The sequence below is a fragment of the Streptomyces sp. cg40 genome, from assembly GCF_050320165.1.
Lineage (GTDB): Bacteria > Actinomycetota > Actinomycetes > Streptomycetales > Streptomycetaceae > Streptomyces > Streptomyces hokutonensis.
This window is the reverse complement of sequence record NZ_CP190128.1, coordinates 4,946,497-4,971,650: the sequence shown is the minus strand read 5'-3', so window position 1 is coordinate 4,971,650 and position 25,154 is coordinate 4,946,497. Positions and strand designations below refer to the sequence as shown.

At 69.7% G+C, this 25,154-nt stretch carries 29 protein-coding genes and 1 riboswitch; of the genes, 11 read left to right on the top strand and 18 right to left on the bottom strand.

Annotated features, from left to right (window positions below; all coding sequences use genetic code 11):
- Nucleotides 1–153: 153 nt before the first annotated feature.
- Together ACQHII_RS21915 and ACQHII_RS21910 are read right to left on the bottom strand one after the other, a co-directional pair.
- Nucleotides 154–1,635 (bottom strand): alpha,alpha-trehalose-phosphate synthase (UDP-forming), encoded by a 1,482-nt coding sequence (locus ACQHII_RS21915; protein WP_427920899.1) that lies wholly within the window; start codon nt 1,633–1,635, stop codon nt 154–156.
- A gap of 96 nt (nt 1,636–1,731) precedes the next feature.
- Nucleotides 1,732–2,676 (bottom strand): glucosyl-3-phosphoglycerate synthase, encoded by a 945-nt coding sequence (locus tag ACQHII_RS21910; protein WP_262061379.1) that lies wholly within the window; start codon nt 2,674–2,676, stop codon nt 1,732–1,734.
- Between the two features lie 182 nt (nt 2,677–2,858).
- A riboswitch (SAM riboswitch) is annotated at nt 2,859–3,010 on the top strand.
- Nucleotides 3,011–3,025: 15 nt separating this feature from the next.
- Here ACQHII_RS21910 and thrC point away from each other — a divergent pair.
- The 5 genes from thrC to ACQHII_RS21885 all read left to right on the top strand — a co-directional run bounded on the left by thrC (nt 3,026) and on the right by ACQHII_RS21885 (nt 8,618).
- Nucleotides 3,026–4,321 carry a threonine synthase gene (gene thrC / locus ACQHII_RS21905; RefSeq protein WP_427920898.1) on the top strand — a complete coding sequence of 432 codons (1,296 nt, stop codon included), beginning with the start codon at nt 3,026–3,028 and terminating at the stop codon, nt 4,319–4,321.
- 51 nt (nt 4,322–4,372) lie between these two features.
- A complete protein-coding gene (locus ACQHII_RS21900) occupies nt 4,373–4,648 on the top strand; it encodes a MoaD/ThiS family protein (RefSeq protein WP_328682262.1) in 276 nt (91 codons plus the stop codon).
- A gap of 455 nt (nt 4,649–5,103) precedes the next feature.
- On the top strand, nt 5,104–5,310 hold the full coding sequence (locus tag ACQHII_RS21895) for a cold-shock protein (protein WP_007493268.1): 207 nt from the start codon (nt 5,104–5,106) through the stop codon (nt 5,308–5,310).
- A gap of 340 nt (nt 5,311–5,650) precedes the next feature.
- A complete protein-coding gene (gene groL / locus ACQHII_RS21890; protein ID WP_427920897.1) occupies nt 5,651–7,273 on the top strand; it encodes a chaperonin GroEL in 1,623 nt (540 codons plus the stop codon).
- A 214-nt stretch (nt 7,274–7,487) separates the two neighbouring features.
- Nucleotides 7,488–8,618: an NADH:flavin oxidoreductase gene (locus ACQHII_RS21885; protein ID WP_427920896.1), complete on the top strand. Its 1,131-nt coding sequence runs from the start codon at nt 7,488–7,490 to the stop codon at nt 8,616–8,618.
- Between the two features lie 157 nt (nt 8,619–8,775).
- On the opposite strand, the gene ACQHII_RS21880 is transcribed toward ACQHII_RS21885, so the two are convergent.
- On the bottom strand, nt 8,776–9,162 hold the full coding sequence (locus ACQHII_RS21880; RefSeq protein ID WP_427920895.1) for a hypothetical protein: 387 nt from the start codon (nt 9,160–9,162) through the stop codon (nt 8,776–8,778).
- 51 nt (nt 9,163–9,213) lie between these two features.
- On the opposite strand from ACQHII_RS21880, the gene ACQHII_RS21875 reads away from it, so the two are divergent.
- The gene (locus ACQHII_RS21875; RefSeq protein WP_427920894.1) at nt 9,214–9,819 is read left to right on the top strand and encodes a GNAT family N-acetyltransferase; all 606 of its coding nucleotides are present in this window, start codon (nt 9,214–9,216) and stop codon (nt 9,817–9,819) included.
- A gap of 47 nt (nt 9,820–9,866) precedes the next feature.
- The gene (locus ACQHII_RS21870) at nt 9,867–10,760 is read left to right on the top strand and encodes a metallophosphoesterase (RefSeq protein WP_427920893.1); all 894 of its coding nucleotides are present in this window, start codon (nt 9,867–9,869) and stop codon (nt 10,758–10,760) included.
- 6 nt (nt 10,761–10,766) lie between these two features.
- Here ACQHII_RS21870 and ACQHII_RS21865 read toward each other — a convergent pair whose 3' ends face one another.
- The 7 genes from ACQHII_RS21865 to ACQHII_RS21835 all read right to left on the bottom strand — a co-directional run bounded on the left by ACQHII_RS21865 (nt 10,767) and on the right by ACQHII_RS21835 (nt 15,865).
- Entirely contained in the window at nt 10,767–11,333 is a 567-nt protein-coding gene (locus ACQHII_RS21865; protein ID WP_427920892.1) for a hypothetical protein, read from the bottom strand.
- Between the two features lie 37 nt (nt 11,334–11,370).
- A protein-coding gene (locus ACQHII_RS21860; protein ID WP_427925200.1) for an IS5 family transposase occupies nt 11,371–12,230 on the bottom strand; the annotation gives its coding sequence in 2 pieces (ribosomal slippage) (nt 11,371–11,885 and nt 11,885–12,230; 861 coding nt in all).
- 22 nt (nt 12,231–12,252) lie between these two features.
- Nucleotides 12,253–12,933, bottom strand: coding sequence for a Uma2 family endonuclease (locus tag ACQHII_RS21855; protein WP_427920891.1), 681 nt, complete (start codon nt 12,931–12,933; stop codon nt 12,253–12,255).
- A gap of 68 nt (nt 12,934–13,001) precedes the next feature.
- On the bottom strand, nt 13,002–13,847 hold the full coding sequence (locus tag ACQHII_RS21850; protein WP_427920890.1) for a hypothetical protein: 846 nt from the start codon (nt 13,845–13,847) through the stop codon (nt 13,002–13,004).
- Between the two features lie 274 nt (nt 13,848–14,121).
- Nucleotides 14,122–14,808 carry a hypothetical protein gene (locus ACQHII_RS21845; RefSeq protein ID WP_427920889.1) on the bottom strand — a complete coding sequence of 229 codons (687 nt, stop codon included), beginning with the start codon at nt 14,806–14,808 and terminating at the stop codon, nt 14,122–14,124.
- Nucleotides 14,809–14,838: 30 nt separating this feature from the next.
- Nucleotides 14,839–15,042, bottom strand: coding sequence for a DUF397 domain-containing protein (locus ACQHII_RS21840; protein WP_427920888.1), 204 nt, complete (start codon nt 15,040–15,042; stop codon nt 14,839–14,841).
- A complete protein-coding gene (locus ACQHII_RS21835) occupies nt 15,026–15,865 on the bottom strand; it encodes a helix-turn-helix domain-containing protein (protein WP_427920887.1) in 840 nt (279 codons plus the stop codon). The genes ACQHII_RS21840 and ACQHII_RS21835 overlap by 17 nt, the downstream gene beginning before the upstream one ends.
- Before the next feature lie 112 nt (nt 15,866–15,977).
- On the opposite strand from ACQHII_RS21835, the gene ACQHII_RS21830 reads away from it, so the two are divergent.
- Nucleotides 15,978–16,391 (top strand): hypothetical protein, encoded by a 414-nt coding sequence (locus ACQHII_RS21830; protein WP_427920886.1) that lies wholly within the window; start codon nt 15,978–15,980, stop codon nt 16,389–16,391.
- Here the strand turns inward: ACQHII_RS21830 and ACQHII_RS21825 are convergent.
- The 6 genes from ACQHII_RS21825 to ACQHII_RS21800 form a co-directional block, all read right to left on the bottom strand.
- The gene (locus ACQHII_RS21825) at nt 16,367–17,251 is read right to left on the bottom strand and encodes a hypothetical protein (RefSeq protein WP_427920885.1); all 885 of its coding nucleotides are present in this window, start codon (nt 17,249–17,251) and stop codon (nt 16,367–16,369) included. The two genes, ACQHII_RS21830 and ACQHII_RS21825, sit on opposite strands and share 25 nt — an antisense overlap.
- A 238-nt stretch (nt 17,252–17,489) precedes the next feature.
- On the bottom strand, nt 17,490–18,002 hold the full coding sequence (locus ACQHII_RS21820; protein ID WP_427920884.1) for an RICIN domain-containing protein: 513 nt from the start codon (nt 18,000–18,002) through the stop codon (nt 17,490–17,492).
- A gap of 199 nt (nt 18,003–18,201) precedes the next feature.
- Nucleotides 18,202–18,438: a hypothetical protein gene (locus ACQHII_RS21815; RefSeq protein WP_427920883.1), complete on the bottom strand. Its 237-nt coding sequence runs from the start codon at nt 18,436–18,438 to the stop codon at nt 18,202–18,204.
- 30 nt (nt 18,439–18,468) lie between these two features.
- The gene (locus tag ACQHII_RS21810) at nt 18,469–19,851 is read right to left on the bottom strand and encodes a PTS transporter subunit EIIC (RefSeq protein ID WP_427920882.1); all 1,383 of its coding nucleotides are present in this window, start codon (nt 19,849–19,851) and stop codon (nt 18,469–18,471) included.
- A gap of 16 nt (nt 19,852–19,867) precedes the next feature.
- A complete protein-coding gene (gene murQ, locus ACQHII_RS21805) occupies nt 19,868–20,803 on the bottom strand; it encodes an N-acetylmuramic acid 6-phosphate etherase (RefSeq protein WP_427920881.1) in 936 nt (311 codons plus the stop codon).
- A 98-nt stretch (nt 20,804–20,901) separates the two neighbouring features.
- Entirely contained in the window at nt 20,902–21,813 is a 912-nt protein-coding gene (locus tag ACQHII_RS21800; protein ID WP_427920880.1) for a MurR/RpiR family transcriptional regulator, read from the bottom strand.
- 55 nt (nt 21,814–21,868) lie between these two features.
- On the opposite strand from ACQHII_RS21800, the gene ACQHII_RS21795 reads away from it, so the two are divergent.
- Entirely contained in the window at nt 21,869–22,246 is a 378-nt protein-coding gene (locus tag ACQHII_RS21795) for a hypothetical protein (protein ID WP_427920879.1), read from the top strand.
- Complete coding sequence (locus ACQHII_RS21790) at nt 22,243–22,509, top strand: DUF4031 domain-containing protein (protein WP_427920878.1); 267 nt, start codon at nt 22,243–22,245, stop codon at nt 22,507–22,509. Before ACQHII_RS21795 ends, ACQHII_RS21790 begins: the two co-directional genes overlap by 4 nt.
- Nucleotides 22,510–22,524: 15 nt before the next feature.
- Here ACQHII_RS21790 and ACQHII_RS21785 read toward each other — a convergent pair whose 3' ends face one another.
- Nucleotides 22,525–23,592, bottom strand: coding sequence for a GNAT family N-acetyltransferase (locus ACQHII_RS21785; protein WP_427920877.1), 1,068 nt, complete (start codon nt 23,590–23,592; stop codon nt 22,525–22,527).
- Between the two features lie 65 nt (nt 23,593–23,657).
- Entirely contained in the window at nt 23,658–24,320 is a 663-nt protein-coding gene (locus ACQHII_RS21780; protein ID WP_427920876.1) for an HD domain-containing protein, read from the bottom strand.
- A 44-nt stretch (nt 24,321–24,364) separates the two neighbouring features.
- Here ACQHII_RS21780 and ACQHII_RS21775 point away from each other — a divergent pair, with 44 nt between their 5' ends.
- Nucleotides 24,365–25,054: a maleylpyruvate isomerase family mycothiol-dependent enzyme gene (locus ACQHII_RS21775; protein WP_427920875.1), complete on the top strand. Its 690-nt coding sequence runs from the start codon at nt 24,365–24,367 to the stop codon at nt 25,052–25,054.
- The last annotated feature ends 100 nt before the right edge of the window (nt 25,055–25,154 follow it).

Sequence of the window (25,154 nt, the reverse complement as noted above, 5' to 3'; positions counted from 1 at the left end):
CGGCGGGACCGTGGCCCCGTTGGCGGCGCCTCGGGCTCGATGCTCAACTCCGCGGATCGGGCGTGGGTGTTGGCGGGGGTTGGGCCAGGTTGTCACGCCGGCCCCGGCGTCCCCGGTCGGTCGTTCCGGTGCTCTGCCGCCCGCGCCCCGCGATCAACTCGCCTGATCCCGCAAGGCGTTCAGCTGGTCCAGGAACCACTGGGCCGGGGGGAGGGCCGTGGCCGCGACGGCCAGCCTCTTTGTCCGTTCGGCGCGTTCCTCGTGCGGCATTGTCAGGGCCTCGTGGAGGGCGTCGGCCGTGCCGATGACGTCGTACGGGTTGACGGGGATGGCGTCCTTGCCCAGTTCCTGGAAGGCGCCCGCCTCCCGGGAGAGGACCAGGGCGCAGCCCTCGTCGGAGACGACCGGGACCTCCTTGGCGACGAGGTTCATGCCGTCGCGGATGGGGTTGACGAGGGCCACGTCGGCGAGGCGGTACGCGGCGAGGGAACGGGCGAAGTCGTCCTTGACGTGGAGGACCACCGGGGTCCAACCGGGCGTGCCGTAGCGGGAGTTGATCTCGTCCGCGACCCGCTGCACCTCGGCGGTGTAGTCGCGGTAGACGGCGAGGTCCTGCCGGGACGGGTAGGCGAAGGCCACGTGCACGACCTGTTCCAGCAACTCCGGGTGGTCGTCGAGGAGTTGGCGGTACGCCAGCAGGCCGCGCACGATGTTCTTCGAGAGTTCGGTGCGGTCCACCCGGACGATGGTCCGGCGCCCTTCGCCGATCTCCTCGCGGAGCGCGGCCATCCGCTCCTCGACGTCCGCCTGGTGCGAGCGCGCGTGCAGGAACTCGGCGTCGGCACCGAGCCCGTGCACACCGATGAGCGTCTTGCGGGTGATCCTCTCCTTCTCCAGGTGCTCGATCGAACGGGGAGCACCCGACGGCCACAGGGGGAGCCACCTGTACGGGTCGAGCCCTTGCACGCAGCTCTCGAACGCCGTCGCCCACCGCCAGGTCAGGAACGCCACCCGGTCCGCCCCGAGCAGCCCCTCCATCAGCCGCACCTGGATGTCGTCCGGCAGCATCGCGAAGTACTCCACCGGCGCCCACGGCGTATGCGAGAAGTGCCCGATCCGCAGGTCCGGGCGGAGTTCACGGAGCATCCCGGGGACCAGGCACAGGTGGTAGTCCTGCACCAGCACCGCGGCCCCCTCGGCCGCCTCCTGGGCCAGCGCCTCGGCGAACGCCCGGTTGTACGTCTCGTACGACGCCCACTGGCGCCGGAACTCCGCGTCGAAGACCGGCTCCAGCGGGGTCTGGTACAGCATGTGGTGGACGAACCAGAGCACGGAGTTGGCGATGCCGTTGTACGCGTCGGCGTGCACGTCGGCCGGAATGGCGAGCATCCGCACACCGTCCTCGCCGACCCCGCGCCGTACCGCCTCCCGGTCGCCCTCCGACAGCGCCGAGCACACCCACAGCGCCCCCGCGTCCGGCCCGATGGCTGACAGCCCGGACACCAGCCCGCCGCCCCCGCGCCTGGCGTGCAGCGAACCGTCGTCGCCCACCTCGTACGAGACCGGGCCGCGGTTGGACGCGACGAGCACCTGAGCAGCACCGGACGGGGACGAGGGGGACGACGTGGAAGCCATACGGCACAACCTAGCCCGGCCCGGAAACGCTCAAACGTACGGACGGGTCACAACGGACCGGACGGGTCCGTATACGGCCGCCCGCCGGCGGACCGGCTACGCCACCTTGCGCGACTGGTACTCGGTGATGTCCGCCATCGGCGGCCGTTCCTCCGTGTCCACGGAGTACGTGCGCGGCTCGAAACCGTCCGGCCCCCGCTCGAACTGCGTGAGGGACGGCCGGATCAGATGCCCGCGGGCCAGTCGCAGCTGTGCCGTGCGGTAGATCTGCGCGGCCATCCTCCCCAGCGCCTGCCCGTCCTGGTGCCGATGCTTTCGCACACCCACGTCGACCTGCGCGAGGGCGTCCAGGCCCACCAGGTGCAGCGCGTCGACGAGCATGCCCAGCTCGACGCCGTAGCCGACGGGGAACGGGAGCTGCTCGAGGAGCGAGCGGCGGGCCGCGTACTCGCCGCCCAACGGCTGGACGAATCCGGCCAGTTGGGGCCAGTGCATGTTGAGCAGCGGGCGGGCCATCAGCTCGGTGACGCGTCCGCCCTGGCCGGCCGCGCCGCCGAGCGGGCGGTCGTACATGGCCTTGACGAGGTCGACGCCGGGGTCGGTGAGCAGCGGGCCCACGATCCCGGTGACGAAGTCGGAGGAGAACTCCTTCAGGTCCGCGTCGATGAAGCACACGATGTCGCCGCTCGTCACCAGCAGCGAGCGCCACAGCACCTCGCCCTTGCCGGGCACGGCGGGGATGCGGGGCAGGATGTCGTCCCGGTGCACGACCCGGGCGCCCGCCGCGGCGGCCACCTCGGAGGTGCGGTCGGTGGAACCGGAGTCGACGACGACGATCTCGTCGACGAGCGGGACCTGCTGCATGAGGTCGTGACGGATGATCGCGACGATGTCACCGACCGTCGCTTCCTCGTTGAGCGCGGGCAGCACGACGGAGACCGACTGGCCCGTACGGTGCTTCGCGGCCAGGATCTTGTGGAGCGGCCGGTCGGTCAGGGACCAGGAGCGGGTGCTCAGCCAGTGCTCGACTTCCTTCAGCACGTTGCGCGGCTCCTCTGCGTTCTCTCGGCGAGGGCTGGTCACAGACAGTGAGTAAGTGATCCATCTCGCGGTTCGGACGGCTCACTCAACTGTCCTGGCCTTCGGTTACAGTCTTGAACAACGCTGATGACCATCGCATGTCGGGGGCTGTCGGCGAGACAATTGCATACACAACTGAACACCGCTCATCCAGAGGGGCAGAGGGATACGGCCCGTTGAAGCCCCGGCAACCCTCCAGCCGGTCTTGTCGCATGTTGTCCATGTGCCGAGGCTCCCGGCTCGGGAAGGTGCCAAATCCGTCTCGCGGCGAAACGCGTCGTGAGGAAGATGAGGAAAGGGCCTCGCCTCCATGGCTGCGCAGACTGTTGCAAGCACCACGAACCCCGTAGACGCCGTTGATCTCGGCCCCGCCGCCGCGCTGTCCTGCCGCGAGTGCGGCCACCGTGTCCCGCTCGGCCCGGTCTTCGCCTGCGAGGAGTGTTTCGGCCCGCTGGAGATCGCCTACGACTTCTCGGCCTACGACACCGAAGAGCTCCGCAAGCGGATCGAGGCGGGCCCCGCGAACATCTGGCGTTACGCGCCCCTCCTGCCCGTCCCCGCCGACGTGGCGACCAAGCCGAACATCAACCCCGGCTGGACCAAGCTCGTCCAGGCCGACAACCTCGCCCGCGAACTGGGCGTCGACGCGGGCAAGTTGTTCGTCAAGGACGACTCCGGCAACCCGACGCACTCCTTCAAGGACCGCGTCGTCGCGCAGGCCATCGAGGCGGCGCGCGCCTTCGACTTCACCACCCTCTCCTGCTCCTCCACCGGCAACCTCGCCGGCGCCGTCGGTGCCGCCGCAGCCCGGGCCGGCTTCCGCTCCTGCGTGTTCATCCCGCACGACCTGGAGGAGGGCAAGGTCGTCATGGCCGCGATCTACGGCGGCGAGCTCGTCGGCATCGAGGGCAACTACGACGACGTGAACCGCTTCTGCTCCGAGCTGATCGGCGACCCGGCCGGCGAGGGCTGGGGCTTCGTCAACGTCAACCTGCGGCCGTACTACGCGGAGGGCTCCAAGACCCTGGCGTACGAGATCTGCGAGCAGCTCGGCTGGCAGCTCCCGGACCAGCTGGTGGTCCCGATCGCCTCCGGCTCCCAGCTCACGAAGATCGACAAGGGTTTGCAGGAGCTGATCAAGCTCGGGCTCGTCGAGGACAAGCCGTACAAGATCTTCGGCGCCCAGGCGGAGGGCTGCTCGCCGGTGTCCGTGGCCTACAAGGCCGGGCACGACGTCGTCCGCCCCCAGAAGCCGAACACCATCGCCAAGTCCCTCGCCATCGGCAACCCGGCCGACGGGCCGTATGTCCTCGACATCGCCCGGCGTACGGGCGGTGCGGTGGAGGACGTCGACGACGAGCAGGTTGTCGACGCGATCAAGCTGCTGGCGCGCACGGAGGGGATCTTCGCGGAGACGGCAGGCGGGGTGACGGTCGGTGTGACGAAGAAGCTGATCGAGAACGGGCTGCTGGACCCGACGCTGACGACTGTCGTGCTGAACACCGGTGACGGTCTGAAGACGCTGGACGCGGTCGCCGGTACCGGGCTCACCGCGACCATCCGCCCGAGCCTCGAGTCCTTCAGGGAAGCCGGGCTCGCGTCCTGACGGCCCCGCGCCCCTAAACGACAAAGCCGTACCTGACCGGAGGTCCTGAGCATGAGCGTTTCCGTCCGCATCCCCACCATCCTGCGCACCTACACCGGCGGGCAGGCCGAAGTGACCGCCGAAGGTGCCACCCTCGCCGAGGTCATCAGCGACCTGGAGAAGAACCACACCGGGATCTCCGCCCGCGTCCTCGACGACCAGGGGAAGCTGCGCCGGTTCGTCAACGTGTACGTCAACGACGACGACGTGCGGTTCGAGCAGGGGCTGGAGACGGCCACTCCGGACGGGGCCGGAGTCTCGATCATTCCGGCCGTCGCGGGCGGCTGATCGTTACCCTAGGTAACGTCGATTACCAAGAGTTCATGCCCGCGGCATTGCCGCTAATGGATGCAGTGCCCCCTCCGTGAGAGAAACGGAGGGGGCAATTCTCTATGGTTGAGCGGGGTACAGTTGGGGAACGCGCTCCACTCCGCATGCCGAACGCATATGAGTACCGGCTCCGCGTGCGATGAGAAGTAGCCAAAGTGTGCAGCTCTTTTGCGCCTTATGTGCCCTTTATCCAGCCCGACTTGCCCTGAAGTCGGACGAATTCTCCGTAAATTCCCGACCGGTCCTGCCCGGAATTCTCGTCGGATTGACCTGTTGCAGACGGCAGTTGGACGGATACATTCGGCCGCGGTCGACGCGTTCCGGCGCACGCCCCCAATCCTGTGGGGGGTGAGGTCTGACCCGGATCCGCGAAGTGTGGGTCCGTGCAAGGGCCAGTAATAGGGGAGTTAGGCATGGCTCAGGGCACCGTCAAATGGTTCAACGCGGAGAAGGGGTACGGCTTCATCGCGGTCGACGGTGGTGCGGATGTTTTCGTCCACTACAGCGCGATTCAGATGGACGGCTACCGCACCCTGGAAGAGGGGCAGCGGGTCGATTTCGAGATCTCGCAGGGTCAGAAGGGGCCGCAGGCGGACATGGTCCGGCTCGCGACCGGCTGAAGCACGCGCCGACGAACAGCAGCGACGTTCTTCGTTCTTCACCGAAGGGCTCGTACTCCTGGGGGGTCACCTCCTGGGGTACGGGCCCTTCGGCATGTCCGGAGCCGGGTCGCGGCGGGGCCCGTGCCAGGGGGTCAGTACCTGGGAGCCGCTTGCACTCGACCATGCCGAGTGCTAATCATTGGCGTTAGCACTCTGAAGGTGAGAGTGATAACGAAGGACCGGGTCGGTGAGGCCCGCAGGCCAGGTGGTGCAAGGAACCACGGGGCAGGCAGGCCGTCCGTCGCGGGCGCCAGCGCGGTCCGGAGCAATCCACCCCAGTCCGGGAGGACCACTTCACATGGCCAAGATCATCGCGTTCGACGAGGAGGCACGGCGCGGTCTCGAGCGCGGGATGAACCAGCTCGCCGACGCCGTCAAGGTCACCCTTGGCCCCAAGGGCCGCAACGTCGTCCTCGAGAAGAAGTGGGGCGCCCCCACGATCACCAACGATGGTGTTTCCATCGCCAAGGAGATCGAGCTCGAGGACCCGTACGAGAAGATCGGCGCCGAGCTGGTCAAGGAAGTCGCCAAGAAGACGGACGACGTCGCCGGTGACGGTACGACCACCGCGACCGTCCTCGCCCAGGCCCTCGTCAAGGAGGGTCTGCGCAACGTAGCCGCGGGCGCCAACCCGATGGCCCTCAAGCGCGGTATCGAGAAGGCCGTCGAGGCCGTCTCCGGTGCCCTGCTGGAGCAGGCCAAGGACGTGGAGACCAAGGAGCAGATCGCTTCTACGGCCTCCATCTCCGCCGCCGACACCCAGATCGGCGAGCTCATCGCCGAGGCGATGGACAAGGTCGGCAAGGAAGGCGTCATCACCGTCGAGGAGTCGCAGACCTTCGGTCTCGAGCTCGAGCTCACCGAGGGCATGCGCTTCGACAAGGGCTACATCTCGGCGTACTTCGCCACCGACATGGAGCGTATGGAGGCCGTCCTCGACGACCCGTACATCCTGATCGCCAACTCGAAGATCGCCAACGTCAAGGACCTGCTCCCGCTCCTGGAGAAGGTCATGCAGTCGGGCAAGCCGCTGCTGATCATCGCCGAGGACGTCGAGGGCGAGGCCCTGTCCACGCTGGTCGTCAACAAGATCCGCGGCACCTTCAAGTCCGTCGCCGTCAAGGCTCCGGGCTTCGGCGACCGCCGCAAGGCGATGCTCCAGGACATCGGCATCCTCACGGGTGGCGAGGTCATCTCCGAGGAGGTCGGCCTCAAGCTGGAGAACGCGACCGTCGACCTGCTGGGTCGCGCTCGCAAGGTCGTCATCACCAAGGACGAGACCACCATCGTCGACGGCTCCGGCTCCGCCGACCAGGTCGCCGGCCGGGTCAACCAGATCCGCGCCGAGATCGAGAACAGCGACTCGGACTACGACCGCGAGAAGCTCCAGGAGCGCCTGGCCAAGCTCGCGGGTGGCGTCGCCGTCATCAAGGCGGGCGCGGCCACCGAGGTCGAGCTCAAGGAGCGCAAGCACCGCATCGAGGACGCCGTTCGCAACGCGAAGGCGGCCGTCGAGGAGGGCATCGTCGCCGGTGGCGGCGTCGCGCTCATCCAGGCGGGCCACGTCTTCGAGAAGCTCGAGCTCGAAGGTGACGAGGCCACCGGTGCCGCGATCGTGAAGCTGGCCCTTGAGGCCCCGCTGAAGCAGATCGCCGTCAACGCCGGCCTCGAAGGCGGCGTCGTGGTGGAGAAGGTCCGCAACCTCACCCCGGGTCACGGCCTCAACGCCGCGACCGGTGAGTACGTCGACCTGGTCAAGGAAGGCATCATCGACCCGGCGAAGGTCACGCGCTCCGCTCTGCAGAACGCCGCCTCCATCGCCGCGCTCTTCCTCACCACCGAGGCCGTCATCGCCGACAAGCCGGAGAAGGCGTCCGCGCCGGCCGGCGGCGGCATGCCGGGCGGTGACATGGACTTCTGATCGACCCCTTCCGGTTGATCAACGGTCTTACCGAGGGCGGTACTTCCTGCTTCTGGCGGGGGGTACCGCCCTCGGGCGTGTCCGGGATCACAGGCCGACAGGTGGGACGGTCGGAATGACGGGCTTGGCTCGGAGGTTGTTGTTGACGCATGATCGATGCATACGCACATACCGTCCGGTACCCAGTGCCTGGTAGTCCGAGGAGTCCCCACACGTGTCTACGTCCGCCCCCGCCTCCCGAGCGGCCGAAGTGCTCGCCCGTCCGATCGTCCTCAACGGCCTGACCGTCCCGAACCGGATCGTGATGGCGCCGATGACCCGGCAGTTCTCGCCGGGCGGCATTCCCGGTGAGGACGTCGTCGGGTACTACTCCCGCCGGGCCGCCGCGGGCGTCGGTCTCATCGTCACCGAGGGCACGTACGTCGGTCACGACTCGGCCGGGCAGAGCGACCGCGTGCCGCGCTTCCACGGCGCGGAGCAGCTCGCGGGCTGGGCGAAGGTCGCCGAGGGCGTGCACGCGGCGGGCGGCACGATCGTGCCGCAGCTGTGGCACATCGGCATGGTCCGCGAGCAGGGCCAGCCGCCGTACGCCGACGCCCCCGCGGTCGGCCCGTCCGGGCTGCGCATCGGCAGCGACGAGGTCACCGGTACGGCCATGACGCAGCGGGACCTGGACGACGTCATCGGCGCCTTCGCCGAGGCCGCGGCGGCCGCCGAGCGCATCGGCTTCGACGGCGTCGAGCTGCACGGCGCGCACGGCTATCTCCTCGACCAGTTCCTGTACGCGGGCACCAACCGTCGTACGGACGCCTACGGCGGTGACGCGGTCGCCCGGACCAAGTTCGCGGCGGAGATCGTGGCGGCCGTACGGGAGACGGTCTCCCCGGAGTTCCCGATCATCTTCCGGTTCTCGCAGTGGAAGCAGGATGTCTACGGTGCCCGGCTCGCCGAGACGCCGGAGGAGCTGGAGGCGATCCTGACGCCGATCGCGGCGGCCGGTGTCGACGTCTTCCACGCCTCCACCCGCCGTTACTGGCTTCCCGAGTTCGAGGAGACCGGGTCCGAGCTCAACCTCGCGGGCTGGACGAAGAAGCTCACCGGCAAGCCGACCATCACCGTCGGTTCGGTCGGCCTCGACGGGGACTTCCTCAAGGGGTTCCGTGGTGAGGGGGCGCCGGTCAAGGGGATCGACGACCTTCTCGACAGCCTTGAGCGGGACGAGTTCGACATGGTCGCGGTGGGGCGGGCGCTGCTTCAGGATCCGGAGTGGGCGGCGAAGGTGCTTGCGGGGCGGGTGGAGGAGCTGGCGCCCTACGATGCGGCGGCGCTGCGCTCGCTGAGCTGAGTTTCTCGCCCCCGCCGCCCCTGCCCGTCCCGTCCCTGGGGGCTGCGCCCCCAGACCCCCGCTTTCGGCCTGGACGGCCTCGTCCTCAAACGCCGGACGGGCTGATGGTGCGGGCCTGGGTTGGAAAGGTGCCGGACAGGCTGATTCTGTCCGCCGCTCAGCCCGCGATGCGGGCGAAGAAGCCGAGGGCGATCGAGTACGGCGCCAGCAGCAGGAGGATGGGGCGGAGGGCGCGGCCCTGCTGGTCGCCGCTGACTGTGTAGGCGAAGGCACTGGAGAAGCTGCCGCTCAGGGCCGCGCTCGGGGTGAATCCGGACAGGTCCCCCCAGCCCCCGACCGCGACCGAGGCGCCCGCGTGGCCGACGACGGCGAGCAGGGCGCAGACCAGGTTGAGCCGGTCGTTCAACGGGCGCCAGACCGGGCCCCCTTTGAGCCCGTGTCCGGTGAAACGGGCGATGCCGGCGTACAGCAGCGCGGGCAGTCCGACGGCCACCAGCAGTACGGCCCACATGGCGCCGGTGTCCGGGTCTCTCGGGAACCCCACGATGTCTTCTCCGCCCTGCTGCTCCGGCTTGGGAGTGCGTACGGTGATCGTATGACTTCCGCCAGCCGGGTGGCCACGGTCGCCGATCTCGATGCCATCGTCGCCACCTTCACCAGCGCCTTCTTCCATGACCCGGTGTGGGGTCCCGCGTTCCCCGACGAGCGGCGGCGGGCCGGGCAGGCGGCCGTGATGTGGCGGGTCTACGCAGGCTCCGCGCTGCGGTATCCCTGGACGTTGGTGACGCCGAACGTCGAGGCCGCGGCGATCTTCATTCCGCCGGGCGGGGTCGAGTTGACCGAGGAGGAGGCCGGCGGGCTGGAGGGGCGGTTGGCCGCTGTCACCGATGAGGGGACCGCTCGTGCGATCACCGTCGTCGGTGAGCAGTTCGAGGCGGTTCATCCCGCTCAGCCGTTCTTCTATCTCACCATCCTGGGCACGCACGCCGACCATCGGGGCAAGGGGCTGGGCATGGGGCTGGTGGTCGACGGGCTCGCCCGGATCGACGCACTCGGTGAGGGCGGCGCTCCCGTGTACCTGGAGTCGACCAACCCGGCCAACAACAGGCGTTACGAGAGCGTCGGGTTCGAGGTCCGGGACGAGATCGTCGTCGCCGGTGGCCAGGTCGTTACGACGATGTTGCGTCCGGCCGCCCGTTGAGCTGTGGCTATTGGTGAGGGTCGCAACTCGGGCTAGCGTGCCGGAACATGAGGATTCTGCACCTGTCCGACACCCACCTGGAGCGCACCGACGCCCCCAACCGGAACGGTGTCAACGCGACCGACTCGCTACGGCTGATGCTCGCCGAACTGCGGCACCAGCGCGGGGTGGACGCGATCGTCGTCACCGGCGACCTCGCCAACGACGGTGCGGTGGAGGCGTATTCGGCCGTACGGGAGCTGGTGGGCGCCTTCGCGCGGTCGATGGGCGGGGTGCCCGTCTTCTACACGACCGGGAACCACGACGAACGCGAGGCGTTCGGGAAGGTGTTGGGGAGCGGGCACCTGGCGGCGGACGGTACCGATCGGGTCGTGTCCGCCCTGTTTCCGGTGGAGTTCGGGTGCGCGGCCGTGAGTGACGAGGGCGGGTATCGGTTCATCACGCTCGACTCGCTGGTGCCCGGGAAGGTGTACGGGCGGTTGAGCGGGGCTCAACTGGACTGGCTGAAGGAGGAGTTGAGCACGCCGTTCGGGAACGGGACCGTCCTCGCCTTCCACCATCCGCCGATCGCCCTCGACGTGCCGAGCCAACAGGCCTTCGGGCTGCGGAATCCCGGGGAGCTGGCGGACGCGATCCGGGGGAGTGACGTACGGGTCGTCCTCACCGGGCACTTCCACCTCCAGCTCTTCGGCTTCCTGGAGGCGACCCCGGTGTGGGTCACGCCGGGTGTCGTCAACCGGATCGACCTGACGACCGCGTACGGCACGGAGCGGGCGGTACGCGGGGCCTCGGCCTCGCGGGTCGAACTGGGCGGCGACACCGGGCCGATGTTCCACACCTTCCACGCGCGCGATCCACGGGCGCACGAGACCGTGTACCAACTGGACGCGGAGCGGACCCGGTTGATCATCCAGCGCGAGGGCGAGGCGGCCACCACCTGAACCTGGTCAGAGGTTCCCCAGCGGCTCGATGTCCACGTGCACCGGCGTGCCCCACACCCGCAGCACCTCGTAGTCCGTGAACTCGTGCACCAGCCGGTACGCCATCGCGGGCCGCGAACCCCGGCGCTGGGCCGCGAGGTACAGCTCGGCCTCGTGCCGGTCGCGGCGCGGGGTGCCGCACAGCTGCCAGGCCTGGCCGTTCCACAGCTCGGGCAGCCAGCGCTGCTGCGCCTGCGGGCGGTCCTCGCGCACGCCGTAGCGCGACGGTGTGGTGTCGGCCGGCCTGCGCACGTCGGGGCCGTTGATCTCGGAGCGGCGGGCCGCGCGGCGCCGGGTCTCGCAGAGCAGGCACAGGTCGGGGGCGTCGGCGTCGACCGGGCCGTTGGGGTGCTCCGGGCAGCGGGTGGTCGGCGCACCGCCGCTGACCGTGTCTTCCAGCAGGTCCAGGGCGCGCCTGAGATCCGCCTTGACCTCGTGCAGCCGAGCGTCGGGGGTGTCGGACGTCAGCGCCTCACCGTGCTCGCCGAGGAGCCGGAGGGCGCGACCTAGGGCGGTCTGCTGGGCGTGGTTCATGGTGTCCAGTGTGCGGGTCTAGGGCGTTTCTTGTGGATCAGCGTGCGGACCAGATGAAGATGCCCGCGATGTGCAGTGCGGCAAGGTAGACGGTGGCGGTCTTGTCGTATCGAGTGGCAAGGCCGCGCCACTGCTTGAGCTTGTTGATGCACCGCTCGACAGTGTTGCGCTGCCGGTAGGCGGTCTTGTCGAAGGCGGGTGGCCTGCCGCCGGACCGGCCCCGCCGCCTGCGCTTGGCGATCTGGTCGGCAGGCTGCGGGATGACGGCCCGGATGCCGCGGCGGCGCAGGTGGGTGCGGATGGCCCGGGAGGAATACGCCTTGTCCGCCAGGACTGTCTCCGGGGTGGTCCGGGGCCGTCCGACCGGCCGGGCCACCCTCAAGCGGGCCATGACCTCAGTGAATGCGGGTGCATCACCCGCCTGTCCCGGTGTGAGGCAGAAGGCCAGGGGGCGGCAACGTCCGTCGGCAACCAGATGGATCTTGGTGGTCAGTCCGCCGCGGGAGCGACCGAGGGCATGGTCGTGCGGCTCGCCGGCCGGGGCCCCTTTTGACGGGCCCCGGCGGCGTGCTGGTGGGCGCGGACGATGGTGGAATCGACGGCGACGACCCAGTCGAGGTCGCCTTCGGAGTCGGCCTGGGCCAGCAGCGCGGCGAAGACCTTCTCCCAGGTGCCGTCGGCCGCCCACTTCCGTAGCCGGTTGTGGACGCCCTTCCAGGAGCCGAACTCCTCGGGCAGGTCCATCCACGGGCAGCCGGTGCGGTACTTGAAGGCGATCGCGTCGATCACCTGCCGATGATCCCGCCACCGCCCACCCCGCCTCGGTGCCCGATCGGGTAACAGCGGCTCGATCCGGGCCCACTGGGCGTCAGTCAACGACACACCCAGACCAACGATCAGATGATCCGAAGGAAACGCCCTAGTCCGCGTAGTCCTTGAGTTCTTCTGTGTCCAGGGTGAAGTCGAGTGGGGCGGGGAGTTCTGCGGGGGTTCCCCAAGGGAAGGAGGAGATCTGCTGGTAGCGGCCGGCCTTCGGTTCGCTGTAGACGACGACGCTGTCGATGTCACGGTCGATGAGGAGATAGACGGGGATGTCCGCCTCCGCGTATCCGACGGGCTTCTCGACACGGTCACGGCGATCGGTGTCGCGGTCGTGGGAAGTGATCTCTACGGCCGCGAGGATGCCGTTGGTTGCGGACCACTCGCCGTGGCCCTTGAAGTGGCCCTTGAGCGCGATGGCGCCGTCCGTGCGGGCACGCCCCTTCCGGTAGGCCTCGGCCTTGACTCCGGACTCGCCGTAGACGCGAAGGTCGGGGCGGTGCTGCATGCACTGTTCCTGGAGCCAGACGAAGATCTCGCGGTGATTGCCGTCCGGCACTGCCTTGACCTCTACTTTTCCGTTGATGTACTCCAGCCGCACGGTCTCCGGAGCGGCAGCGGCCAGCTCCTCGAACTCCTCGACGTCGAGCGGTCCGTGCCGGACGCACAGCCTTCCGCCGAGGAACTCCAGCCGGTTCCGCAACTCCCTCGGAGCCCTGCGGACGAGTTCCTCGAAGTCCTCGACGGACATCTGCGGGCGGTCAGCGGTGTCAGGGGTCATGGCGTCGCCTTCTTCCTCTCCTTTCTCCCATCGTGCCCTGGAGTGGTGGGGTCGGACCGCCGGGGCTGTCATACGGGTGTCCTTTCGTATGTCTTGTCTGGCTCGTAGCGCCGTTGATCCATTGCGGCACGGATCTCCGCCGCATGTGCCCGGACTGCGGAGGCGTGCAGGGGCGCGTTGGAGTGCGCGGGCGCGTGCTCGCCCCGGCAGGCGCCGCAGACGCCTCCCGGCAGAGCCTCCGGCCGTCCTGGTACGCCGCACTTCGCGCACTCCAGGATGCGGAGGGGCGGCCGTGCCGGACTGGGCTCCGGTGGGAGTTTGGTGGTCAGGCGTCGGCGGATCAGGGACGCCGGGTGGTGGACCGGGCTGGGGAGGCCGGCGGTCAGGGTCCGTACGACCGTCTCGTCCGTGGCTCCCCGTGCGAACCACTCCGTGAGCAGCGGGGCGAGTTCGGCGCATTCGGCGGCGGAGAGTGACAGCACGGGGGCGGTACGGCCGAGGGCGGCTAGCAGGATGTGGGCGCGGGAGCGAGTCGGCGGCCGTGTCTCCTTCCGTACGTCCGCCATTGCTTCCGGTACGTCACCGCGCGTGAAAGCGGCCCACCAGTCGTCGTCCCGTGCCGTACGCGAGAACCACGTTCGGGTGATCCAGCGGGAGCCCTTGGCGTCGGTCAGATGTTCCCGCCCCCGGCGCAAGTGGCCTGCCTTTTGGAGGTTGTTGAGGGCGGTGCGAAGGGCGCACTGTCCGTACGGCAGCGTCTTGGCCAGCGTCTTTACGGAGATGTCGGCACCGCCCGGGAGCCGGTCGATGTACGCGGCGATGGCGGCTTCGCGGGGTGGGAGGTGGGCGAAGTCGTGGGTGGTGCGGGGGTGTTGGTCCGGTGCGGAGCGTTTGCCGTACCCCGGGTTGGCCATGGGGGGCAGGGGCGACGGATGCGCGGACACGGGGACAGCACTAGGATTGGCGTCAGCCACGGGATCGAGCCTTCTTCGATCGTGTTGGTTAAGCCCCCGCAGGTGTTGCTAGCGCCTGACGGGGGCTGTTTGTTGTTCGCACGCTAGACGATCGTGACTGTGTGTCGCAAGCCGAGCGCTTCGGGTCAACTCGCGGGGAGGGTGGGTGGGTTGAGGCCCTCCACCCATTCCTTGAAAAGAGGGCTCGGGGCTGGGGGTTTGAGCTTCGGGGCTTCTATTTGAGGGCCGCGACGAGGATGGCCACGGCCGAGAGTGCCAGGGTCAGAACGTCGTACCACCCCGCCATCGCCAGGCGTTGGCGAACGCCGTACGGAGGCAACGGCTCGGTGGCGTGGAGGTGAGCAGCTCTACCGCGTATGAACTGCCGCCAGACGACCCAGATGCAATGTGCGGCAATCAGCCAGCCGATCAACCCACCCAGGCCGAGGGTCAGGACAGGTGTCACAGCGACCCACAGTGCGATCAGGGAGCCGCGGTCTCTCCGGGACGGTCCCTCCGGCCTGCTGTCCCCACGTGCCGCCGCCAAAAGCATCTCCAGGCGCGCGGTCTGGCCGAACACCCAGGTGGCGTCTTCGCCCTCCACCACCAGGGTCAGCCTGCCGCCGTCGATGGCCAAGGCGATGTGGCGCGCGTTCGTGGACTCTCCGGCCTCGAAGGCCAGGTTCTCCCACGTCCGGAGGGCACCGGCCATAGCCGATGCGTCTAACGCTGTCACCAGTTCGTCGAGGGACCGTCGGCTGTAGCGCGTGCTGTTCCTGACCGTCGATACGACGATGTCGTCCGGCGCGAACCCCTCGGCGGCGACGCTGTACAGCCGGATCAACTCGTCGTGTCCCAACCGCCAGCGGTAGTACGTGAGTTGCCTCGTGGTGTGCTCCGGCCGAATCGACACGACGAGCATTGTGACGATGCTGCGCCGGTCAGGGAAGCGTCACTCCTTCACGTCGGATACGAACGCGGCCCAGGCTTCGGCCCGGAACACGAGCTTCGGGCCGAGGGGGTTCTTGGAGTCACGGACGGGGACCAGGGCGGGGTTGCCTTCGGCGACTTCGAGGCAGTTGTCGCCCCCGCCGCCGCTGTAGCTCGACTTGTGCCAGGTAACGGTGCTCAGGTCGTAGTCAGGAAAGTTCCTCATGGGCGTAATCCTGCGCCAATGCCTCGATCATGGCCAGGGACTTCTCTGGCGAGAGCGCGACGGCTGCGAGGAGTTCGAAGGTCAGCCTCAGGTGGGTGACGGTGGCCGGGTCGTCCTCCAGGCGTCCGGTGTGAACTCCCTCCAGATAGGCAAGCGGAGGCGCGTCAGCGAAGTCCATCAGCTTCATGGCACCCTTCATCGCTGTGTGCGCGCCTTCTTTGAACGGAAGTACCTGCGTGATGACCCGGCCCCGGCGGCCCAGGTCCACGACGTGGCCAAGGGCCTCAGCCATGACCACCCGGCCACCGGTCTCCCGGCGGAGCGCCGCCTCATCAAGCACGGCCCACAACAGAGGCGTTGTTGGGTGGTCGAGCAGACGGGTCCGTTCCATCCGGCCGTCCACCCACTCGACGATGGTTCCCTCGGGTGCCGTCGGGTCGTAGGCGCGGTTCACGGCCCGTGCGTATGCGGGGGTTTGGAGCAGCCCGGGGATCAGCATGGGCGCGTACTCGCGGATGGCCGTAGCCCTCGTCTCCGCCTCTGCCGCCTCCGCAAAGTGCTCGGGATACTTGGACTTCGCCGCCGCCCCGCAGTTCCGCGTGAAGAAGTCCCCCGTCCCCAGCTCGACGTCCAGCATCCGTGCGTACTCCGGCAGCATCCGCCGCGTGCCCGCCTCCAATTGGCCGATGAACGAACCGCTCACGAACAGCCGTTGGCCCAACTCCTCCTGGCTGAGGTCCGCCTTCTCGCGGGCGTGGCGGAGTTCGGCGCCCAGCAGGGCGCGTGGTGACGACGACGGGTCGAGGTCCTTCTGTCCTGCCACAGCAACTCCCTGCCCTGACACCCGAGTTTGTTGGGACTTCGCGTATGGCCAGGTTAGACACGTAGAGACCACGCTGTGTTGCGAACAGCGAACTCTGCGTGGAGGTGAAGGAATGCTGCGGTCGACGGAAGAAGTCGTCGTTCTGCTCCGGGAGGCACTGACCGGCGTCGGTGTCGCCCTGCCGTCCCTGGGGGTGGACCCGGTGACCGCTGCGGGCGAGGAACCGTTCGCGTTGGTGACGCTGGGGCGGTGCAACGTACGTACCGCCGAGAAGCTGGCGTCCGTGCTGCGCGGGGAACGGCCACCGGTCGGGGCGCACGCCGTGGACGTGCGGGACGGGCGGATCGGCGAGGTGATGGGGCACGTGGGCGGGAACGTGCAGTTGCGGCCCGTTTGCGGCGGCCGGGAGTGGGACTGCCCGCCGGAGTCGACGGGGCCCGCGGCACAGGAGGAGGTGCTGCCGGCCCGGGTACGGGAGCGGAACCGGGAGGCTCGTCTTCCTCAGGTTCCGTACGGCACCGGCTGAGCGGTGAGGGCGTCGAGGACGACGCGGTGGGCGAGCGGCTGCCGCAACTCGACCTTCACCTTCGGTTGGAGCATCTCGGCGGTGCAGGGGCCGCTGCGCGCACCTTTGACGGAGCCGTACAGCACGACGCTCTCGTCCGTCTCCAGCACCTTGACCACGGGGCCGTCGTCGCAGGCTCCGTGGCCCGACCGCACGGTGAGGGAGCGGCCGTCCGCCGAGGTCCCGGTCAGCCGGGTGACCTGCCAGAGGCCGCCGGCGGATCCGTGCCCGGCCCGTCCGATCGGCGGCTTGGGAAGCTCCGACGGGCTGACGGCGACCTGTTTGAGCGGAGCGTCATAGCCGTCGAGGGTGAACAGCCAGGCGGGAACGGTCGCCGTTCCCCGGGTCGTGGCGATCGTCGTCTCGCCGAGCTTCACTCCCGTCACGGTGAGCCTGGGCCCCTTGCTGCTGTAGTGGGCGAACGACTGATACGCCCAGTTCGGATCCACCACCGGACGGATCAGCGTGCTTCCGCTCCGCCACTCCACCTTCCCCCGCGTGATCGCGGTGGTCGGCAGCTTGCCGCTCCGGACGATGGTCCCGCTCTCGAAGGCCCACTTGTCCGCCTCGCTGTGCCAGCCAGATGCCGGGGGCTGCGGCGTGTCGCCCAACGGGTAGTAGCCCCGGCTCCAGGCAGCGGTGGCCGCGGATCCGTGCCAGGCGTCGGCCACTTCACGGGCGCGCTTCTCCTGCGTCTGCTGCGACTTGCTGTCCGTACGCAGGTCGTCCGCGCTCCGCCCGTCGCCGCAACCGGCAAGGAGGCAGGCGCCCAGGAGGGGTGCGAAGAGCAGGCTGAACCGGCGTTTCGGTTGCGTGTTCATGGAGTCCCCCTGGGCGTCGCGGACGGCGGCCACGCGGCTGAGAGGATGGCGCGGAGGCTCTTCGCCTCCGGCCACCGGCACCGGTCCACACTCCGACGCGGAAGGGGGATCCCACGTTCACTCACGGCCGCTCAAGTTTCGGCCGAGCGCTCGACGGCATCGACTCGGACCCCGAAATCATCGCCCGGGCAAGGGAGTTGACCCCGCCCGGTGTCGTTGAGGGGGCCTCGGTGGGTGGCTACTGCTGGTGCCAGCGGTCGTACTGGTCGGAGGGGTCGCAGGGTGTCGTCTGGATGAGGGTGCCGTTTCCGACGCTGGGCGTGGAGAGGCAGTAGCCGCTCGACACGTTCTGCCAGACGTCGTACCAGCCGGAGGGCGGTCCGAGCGGGTTGTCGGCGAAGTAGACGCGCCACTGCTGGTTGGTCGCCGCCGCGTTGCAGAACGCCATGGTGACCGTGCCCGTCCCCGAGGCGGGCGCGGTGATGCACCGGCCGGTGTTCTGGTTGGTGAAGGTGAACAGGCTCGTCTGGGTGTTGAACCCTTCGAGCCACTTCTGCTCGGCGCCGCCGGTGCAGGACCACATCTGGAGCTTGGCGGCGTTCTCGGTGGCGTTGTCGAGACAGTGGCTGGAGTTCCAGACGTTGATCGGGGTGAAGCCCGCGGCCTGTGCGGGCGAGCCGCCGGCCCAGGCCAGGGCGAGTATCGCCAGCACCGCGGTGACGAGCGCGAACACTCTGCGTCGTTCGGGCATGCCTCTTCCTCCGTTCCCCCGTGCGGGGCAGCTTCGGTTTCCGTGCGTGTGCTGGGCAGCCTGATGGGCGGGGGAGCGGGTGTCGTGCGCTGTTCCGCTGAGCGGACCGGGGACCGGGGACCGGGCGGGGGGCGCGGGCCAAGTAGCGCGACGGCGCCGGGAGTTCCCGTGGGGGAGCTTCCGGCGCCGGTTTGGTTGGTCAGTGGGCGTGGTTGAGGACGTTGCCGTTCACGCAGTGGTTGACGGTGTTGCCGTTCCAGGCGCCGCCGACGGGGACCACGGCGAGTTCCTGGAAGCACACCGAGGCCGCCGTGAAGGCCCAGTTACTCGCTGCGTTCACCCCTTCACCGAAGTTGGAGTCGTTGTCCGCGTGCGCCGGCGTGGCCAGGGCGAGAGCGGCGGCGGCACAGGCCGCGGCCATGAGTGTCTTCTTCATGGCCGGGAAAACGATCACGCCCGGGAGGCGTCACCCGGTTCTGCCCGGTCTTACCCCGCTCAGCCCCACCCAATAGGTCGCCACGAAGCCCACCGCGTACCCCGTCAGCAGGCCGCCCCCGTAGATCGCGGCCGTCGTCCCCAGCCCCCGGTTCCCCGCCAGCAGCGGGAACAGCGCCCAGCCCGAAGGGCCGATCGCCGTCGCGCCCACCTTGTCGCCGAAGGTCGCGAAGAAGCCGACGAACGCGCCGCCCGCCGCGCCGCCCGCACACGCGGTCAGGAACGGGCGGCCGAGGGGGAGCGAGACGCCGTAGACGAGGGGTTCGCCGATGCCCAACAGGCCTGCGGGGAGTGCCGACTTGATGGTCGTGCGGAGTGAAGTGTTGTGGCGCAGGCGGAAGTAGACCGCGACCGCCGCACCGACCTGGCCCGCGCCCGCCATCGCGAGGATGGGCAACAGGACGGTGTAGCCCTGCTGTTGGATGAGAGTGGTGTGGATGGGGATGAGGGCCTGGTGCAGGCCCAGCATCACCAGGGGGAGGAAGAGGCCGCCGAGGATCAGGCCCGCGAAGGGGCCCGTGGCCGTCAGGAGCCAGTTCGCCGCCGTGCCGATCGCCGTGGAGATCTCGCCGGCCGCGTACATGAGGCCGTAGAGCGTCGCCAGGCCCGAGACCAGGACCGTCAGGGTGGGCGTGACGAGGACGTCGAGGGTCGCGGGGACCCAGGTGCGGCACCACTTCTCCACGTACGTGCCGAGCAACGCGGCGGCCAGCGCGCCCAGCACTCCGCCCTGGCCGGGGGAGAGGGCGACTCCGAACGCCGTCACCTTCGCCACCCCGGGGTATACGACCACTGCCGCCACCGCCCCGCCGAGCACCGGCGTCCCGCCGAACTCCTTCGCCGTGTTGTAGCCGACGAAGACCGAGATCAGGGCGAGGAACGCGGAGGCGACGGCGGCCAGGGCCGGGGTCAGGCCCGGCAGCCAACTCATGTTGATCAGGAGGCCGTTGAGGCCCGCCAGCACCCCGCAGCCGATCAGGGCCGGGATGAGGGGGACGAAGATGTTCGCGATCCGGCGGAGGAGGAGTTTGGCGGGGGTCGCGTTGCGGGCCCGCTGCTCCTCCTTCAACCCCCTTCCCTGGGTCGCCGGTTCGCTGCCCGCACCCGCCAACTTCTCGAATTCCGGGGTCACTCGGGCCACCACCCCCGGCCCCAGCACGATCTGGTACGTGTCGTCGTCCACGATCCCGAGCACGCCGGGCAGTGCCCGCAGCCCGTCCTCGTCCACCAACGACCGGTCGGTCAGGCCGAGCCGTAGGCGGGTCATGCAGTGGGCCACGGAGGTGACGTTCGCGGGGCCGCCGACCAGGGGGAGGAGCGCGGCGGCGAGGTCGTACGGGGTATCGGTATCCACCCCCCGAGCGTGCTGGTCAGCCGCCCGCGGCGGTCAGTGCCGCGCGCAACCGGCCCCCGGACTCCTCCAGAAGGCGGGCGGCCGTCGGGCCGTCGACCCCCGCGAGGACCACCAGGATCGCGTTCTTCACCTCGCCGTCCGTGGCCGCGAGGGCCCGCTCGATCTCCGGGTCGTCCGCGCCGGTCGCGAGCGCGACGATACGGCGGGAGCGGGCGCGCAGCTTCTCGTTCGAGGCGCGGACGTCGACCATGAGGTTCCCGTACGTCTTGCCCAGCCGGATCATCGTGATCGTGGACAGCATGTTGAGGACGAGCTTCTGGGCCGTGCCCGCCTTCAACCTCGTTGATCCGGTGAGGAGTTCGGGGCCCACGACGACCTCGATGCCGTGCTCGGCGGCTGCGGCGAGCGCGCTGTGCTCGTTGCAGGACAGGCCGATGGTCAGCGCGCCGAGGCCGCGCGCGTGCTCGACTGCGGCGATCGCGTAGGGCGTCCGGCCGGAGGCGGAGACGCCGACCACCGTGTCGTCGGCGGTGAGCGAGAGCTCGTCGAGGTCGGCCTCCGCCAACTCCCGTGAGTCCTCGGCCCCTTCGACGGACGTGACCATGGCGGCCGGTCCGCCCGCGATCAGTCCGACCACCTGGGAGGGGTCGGTGTTGAAGGTCGGCGGACACTCGGAGGCGTCCAGCACGCCCAGCCGTCCGGCGGTTCCGGCACCCATGTAGATCAGGCGGCCGCCTCTGCCCATGCGTTCCGCTACGGCGTCGATGGCGGCGGAGATCTCGGGGAGGCGCTGTGAGACTGCGGCGGCGACTGTGGCGTCCTCGGCATTCATCAGCCGGGCGATGTCGAGGGTGGGCAGTTGATCGATTCCGGCGAGTTCCGGCCGGAACGCCTCGGTGGTGAGTGACTCCAACTCGGCACGGAGATCACGGGGGTTGGACGTGGAAGTCATGGAGAAGCGGCTCTTTCGGTTGTTCTTTGTCTGCGGGCCCGGTGGGGGCTGGTCGCGCAGTTCCCCGCGCCCCTGAACGCCACACCGAACCGTGGGATTCAGCGCCTGTGCCGGTGCGCCAGCGCCTCGTAAGACGCCGACAACGCGGGCGCAGCCTGCTCGTACGTCCGTTGCGCCACCCCGATGAACAGACAGTCCACCACCAGCAACTGACTGGTACGGGACGACATCGCCGCCGGCCGCAGCTCGCTCTCCCGGGCCGTGGACGTCGTGAGGATGTGATCGGCGTACTGAGTGACCGCTCCGTCCGGGCGCCCGGTGATGGCCACCGTCGTGGCCCCGTGCTCGAAGGCGACTCTCAGCGGTTCGATGACGTCACCGGTGGAACCGGAGTGGGTGATCGCGATCGCCACGTCACCGGCCTTCAGCTGCACGGCGTTGGTGACGGCGAGGTGCGGGTCGCTGTGGGCGTGGGCTATGAGCCCTATGCGGAGGAGTTTCTGCGTGAGGTCCTGGGCGACGAGCCCGGACGCCCCGACGCCGTAGATGTCGGTACGGCGGGCGCCCGCGAGCGCGCTGACGGCCGCGCCGAGCTGCGCGGTGTCGAGGCCGGCGGCCGTGTCGGCGAGGGTCTGCTGCTCGTCGTAGGCGAGTTTCGCGACGACGTCGGCGATCGGGTCGTCGACCGCGATGTCGGTGGTGAGGGCGGGCGCCCGCCCGGACTGCTGCTGCGCGGCCAGCCCGGCGAGGGCCAGGCGCAGGTCGCGGTAGCCGGGGTAGCCGAGGATGCGGGCGGTGCGGACGACGGTGGCCTCGCTGGTGCCGGTGCGTTCGGCGAGGCCGGTGACGGTGAGGGCCGCGCAGCCGGCCGGGTCGGCGGCGACGGTCTCGGCGACGCGCTGCATGGAGCGGGTCATGGAGGGGACGAGGGTGCGCACCTTGGCGGCCAGGGCCGCGGGTGGTGTACTCCCGGAACCGTTTCCGAAAATTTCCTTCACGTCCTGGGTCACCTTTGAAAGATATTTTCGGATCCGGGTCGTGGTCAAGAGTGCGCACAATGGGTGCATGGAAGAACCCGCAAGCGACCCTGTCAGTCCCCTGGAGCAGGCGCTGCACGCCGCTCGCGCGCTCGTGCTCGCCGACCTTGCCGCGCGCGAGGTCGTCGCGGCGGACGTGGTGTCGATGGTGGAGGAGTCCGTCGTACAGCGGCGGTGGTGGGTGGAGCAGTGGCCGGAGGGCGTCGACTACGTCGCCGGACTGGTCGCGCAGGACGTGCAGGACGCGCTGCTGGAGGCGTACGGCCGCTGGCCGCTCTGCCCGGTCTGCTCGGCCGGGGACCCGCACGCCCTGGAGGTCGAACCGGAGCTGGGACCCGACCCGCACTGGGTCTGCCACCAGGCGGGCGTGAAGGTCGCCGCGGTGGGAAACCTGGGTTCCCTGTGACCGTGTACATCGACCCACCGACCTGGCCGGGGCACGGCCGTCTGTGGTCCCATCTCGTCAGCGATGTCTCGTACGACGAACTCCACCTGTTCGCCGCGGAGTTGGGGGTTCCGCGGCGGGCCTTCGAGCGTGATCACTACGACATTCCGTCGCACCGTTACGCGGACGCGGTGGCCGCCGGGGCGGTGGAGGTCAGGAGCCGGGAGGTGGTGCGGCTGCTGACGGCGGCGGGGCTGCGCCGGCCCAAGGGGCGGGACCGGTAGGCCGGTTGAGGCCGGTCAGACCTCCAGCTCGTAGGTCAGCTCGTCGAGGTTTTCGCCCATCTGCTTGAAGCCCACGCGGGAAACCACCGCCTGGGAGGCGAGGTTGTCGCGTTCGACGGTCGCGAGGAGGGTGCGTACGTCGTCCCGTGCCAGGGCCCAGCCGGTCAGCGCGCGCAGCGCCTCCGTCGCGTAGCCCTGGCCGCGCGCGCCCTCCACCAGGTCGTAGCCGACCTCGGCGCGGCCCTCCTCGTCGGGGGTGCCGTGGAAGCCCATGCCGCCGATCGCGCGGCCGTCCTCGTGGCGGACCAGGGCGAACATGCCGAACTCCGGGCGGTGCAGGCCCGCTTGGTACGCCTTCGTCAGGAAGGTCGCGGCCTCCCGGGTGCCCTGGAAGGGGCCGCCGTCGATCCACTCGAAGCCGCCGTCGCCGCCGGCGGCCAGGTCGGCGGCGGCCGCCGGGTGGACGCCGTCCAGGGTGAGGCGGTCGGTGGCCAGGACGAGGTTGTTGTGCCAGCGCCACTCGGTGACCGGGGCGCGGCCGGGGAGTTCGCCGCGGCCGGTCGCCCAGAGCAGGGTGCGCCAGGGGTCGGCGCCGGGACGGACCTGCGGGAAGATCCGGGTCAGGACGAACTCGGCGAGATTCCGGGCCGGTTGGTGGTCCAGGCCCAGGGCCTGGGCGATGTCCTGGGTGTGCAGCAGCACCTCGGCGACGCCCATCGCCGCGAAGCCCTCGCGGTTGGCGCTGCGGAACGGGTACGGGTGGAACGCGCGCACCTCGCGCGGGGTGGTGCGGACGGCGGCGGCGAGCAGGGCGCCGGTCGCCCCGATCACCTCCAGGACACCGGAGTTGCCGGTGCCGTCGTCGAGAGCGATGTCGAAGGGGAAGTACGCGTGCTGTGCGCGCCCGGCCAACTGGCCCGCGTACGCGACGAGATCACTGGCGATGTGCTCGGCCGTGTAGCGGCAGCTCCACTCCAGGCGGTCGGCCTTCACGCCGTCCCAGTCCCGGTCCGTCGCCGTGCCCAGCAGCGCGAGACAGCTCGCTACGGCCTCTTCCACTTGTGGTGCGCCCGTGGTCCCCATGCCGGGGAGCATACGGGCCGCGTTCCGCGACCCGCCGTGAATAAACCGGTCACCACTCGCCGTCCTCAGCCGGCACTCGGGTCCGCCGAGCCCAGCAGGGCCAGTTCGCCCGTCAGGTTGTAGCGTGCCGTCGCCTCCCACTCCGCCAGCCCGTGCGGGGTCCTGAACAGCCGGGGCAGGGCGAGGAGTTGGCGCAGGATCGCCGAACGGCCGTCCCTGAAGGTGTCGTTGGGGACGAAGTGGTACTCCTCGCGGACGGCGGCCGTGTACGCGGCGTACGCCGACGGCGGGGCGGCCAGGATCGCGAGGTCCGCGTCGCACAGGACCATGCCGTCGCGGTCGTCGGGGGCGGGGGCGTGGGTGACGGTGAGGCGGACCAGGCGGGCTACCTCGGCCGTCTTCGCGTCCGGGACCCCGGCCTCGGGCAGCGCACGCTCGGCCAGCCGTGCCGACCGGTCCTCGTTCTCGGAGCGGTCGGGGAGATAGACCGCGTCGTGGAACCAGGCCGCGAGCCGTACGACGTCCGGGTCGTCGGCGTACCGCTCCAGCACGTCGATGTGGTCCAGGACCGCCGTGAGGTGGGTGAGCGTGTGGTAGTGGCGCTGCGGCTCCTGCCAGCGGGTGAGGAGGTTCTCGGCGTACGGCAGCGGGTCGGGTCCGCCGCCGGGCGGCCGGGCTCCTTCCAGAGCACGGGTCCAGCGGGCGCGAAGGGCGTCGAGATCGGCCATGGTGCTTATTTTCCTCCTGTGGCGGCGCCCCTAGCGTGGGGTCCATGACTTACGCCGATACGACACACGACGTACGTGATCCCGAACTGCCCGGGCGGCTCCTCGCCGGGGAGCGCGACGCGCTGATTCCGCTGCTGCGTTCCCGTGCCGAGGAGGACTTCGCGCTCGCGACCGCCGCGTGTCCGGGGTGGACCGTGCGGGACGTGCTCGCGCACTGCTCGTCCGCGCTGATCCGGGTGGTGGAGCGCCGGTTCGAGGAGGGGGTGTTCTCGCCGGAGTCCAACGACCGGGACATCGCCGAGCGTGCCGACTGGAGCAATGCGCGGGTCCTCGACGAACTGGAGCGCGGGATGACCGAGGCCGGTGCGGTGATCGCCCGCGCGGGCGGTGCGCTGGACGCGGTCGCGTTCGGCGAGTGGGTGCACGCCGGCGACGTACGGGACACGCTCGGCGAGCCCGGGGCCTATGGGGGCGAAAGGCTGGGGTCCGCCCTAACCCTTCTCGGCCTCGTGACCCGTCAGAGAGGCCACCGGCTTCTCCACGCCGACCTCGACGACTCGGACGATCCGCTGCGGCTCGGCGACGTGTCGGGCGACCGTACCCCCGCCCGGTACATCGGCGACGCGCCCACGCTCGTACGGCTGTACTCGGGGCGCCCGGTGCTGGAAGGGGCGGCGTACGAGCTGGCGGGGGCGGAGCCGGCGGAGCTGAACATCTTCGGCGCGTGGCCGTAAGCCGCCGTTTTCCGCCATCTGTTCGCCGTTCACGGGGGTGATCTCGCGCCCCCCGGCCCGCCCGCGTACCCTGAGATTGGACTAGACCTGTAGCCGCTCC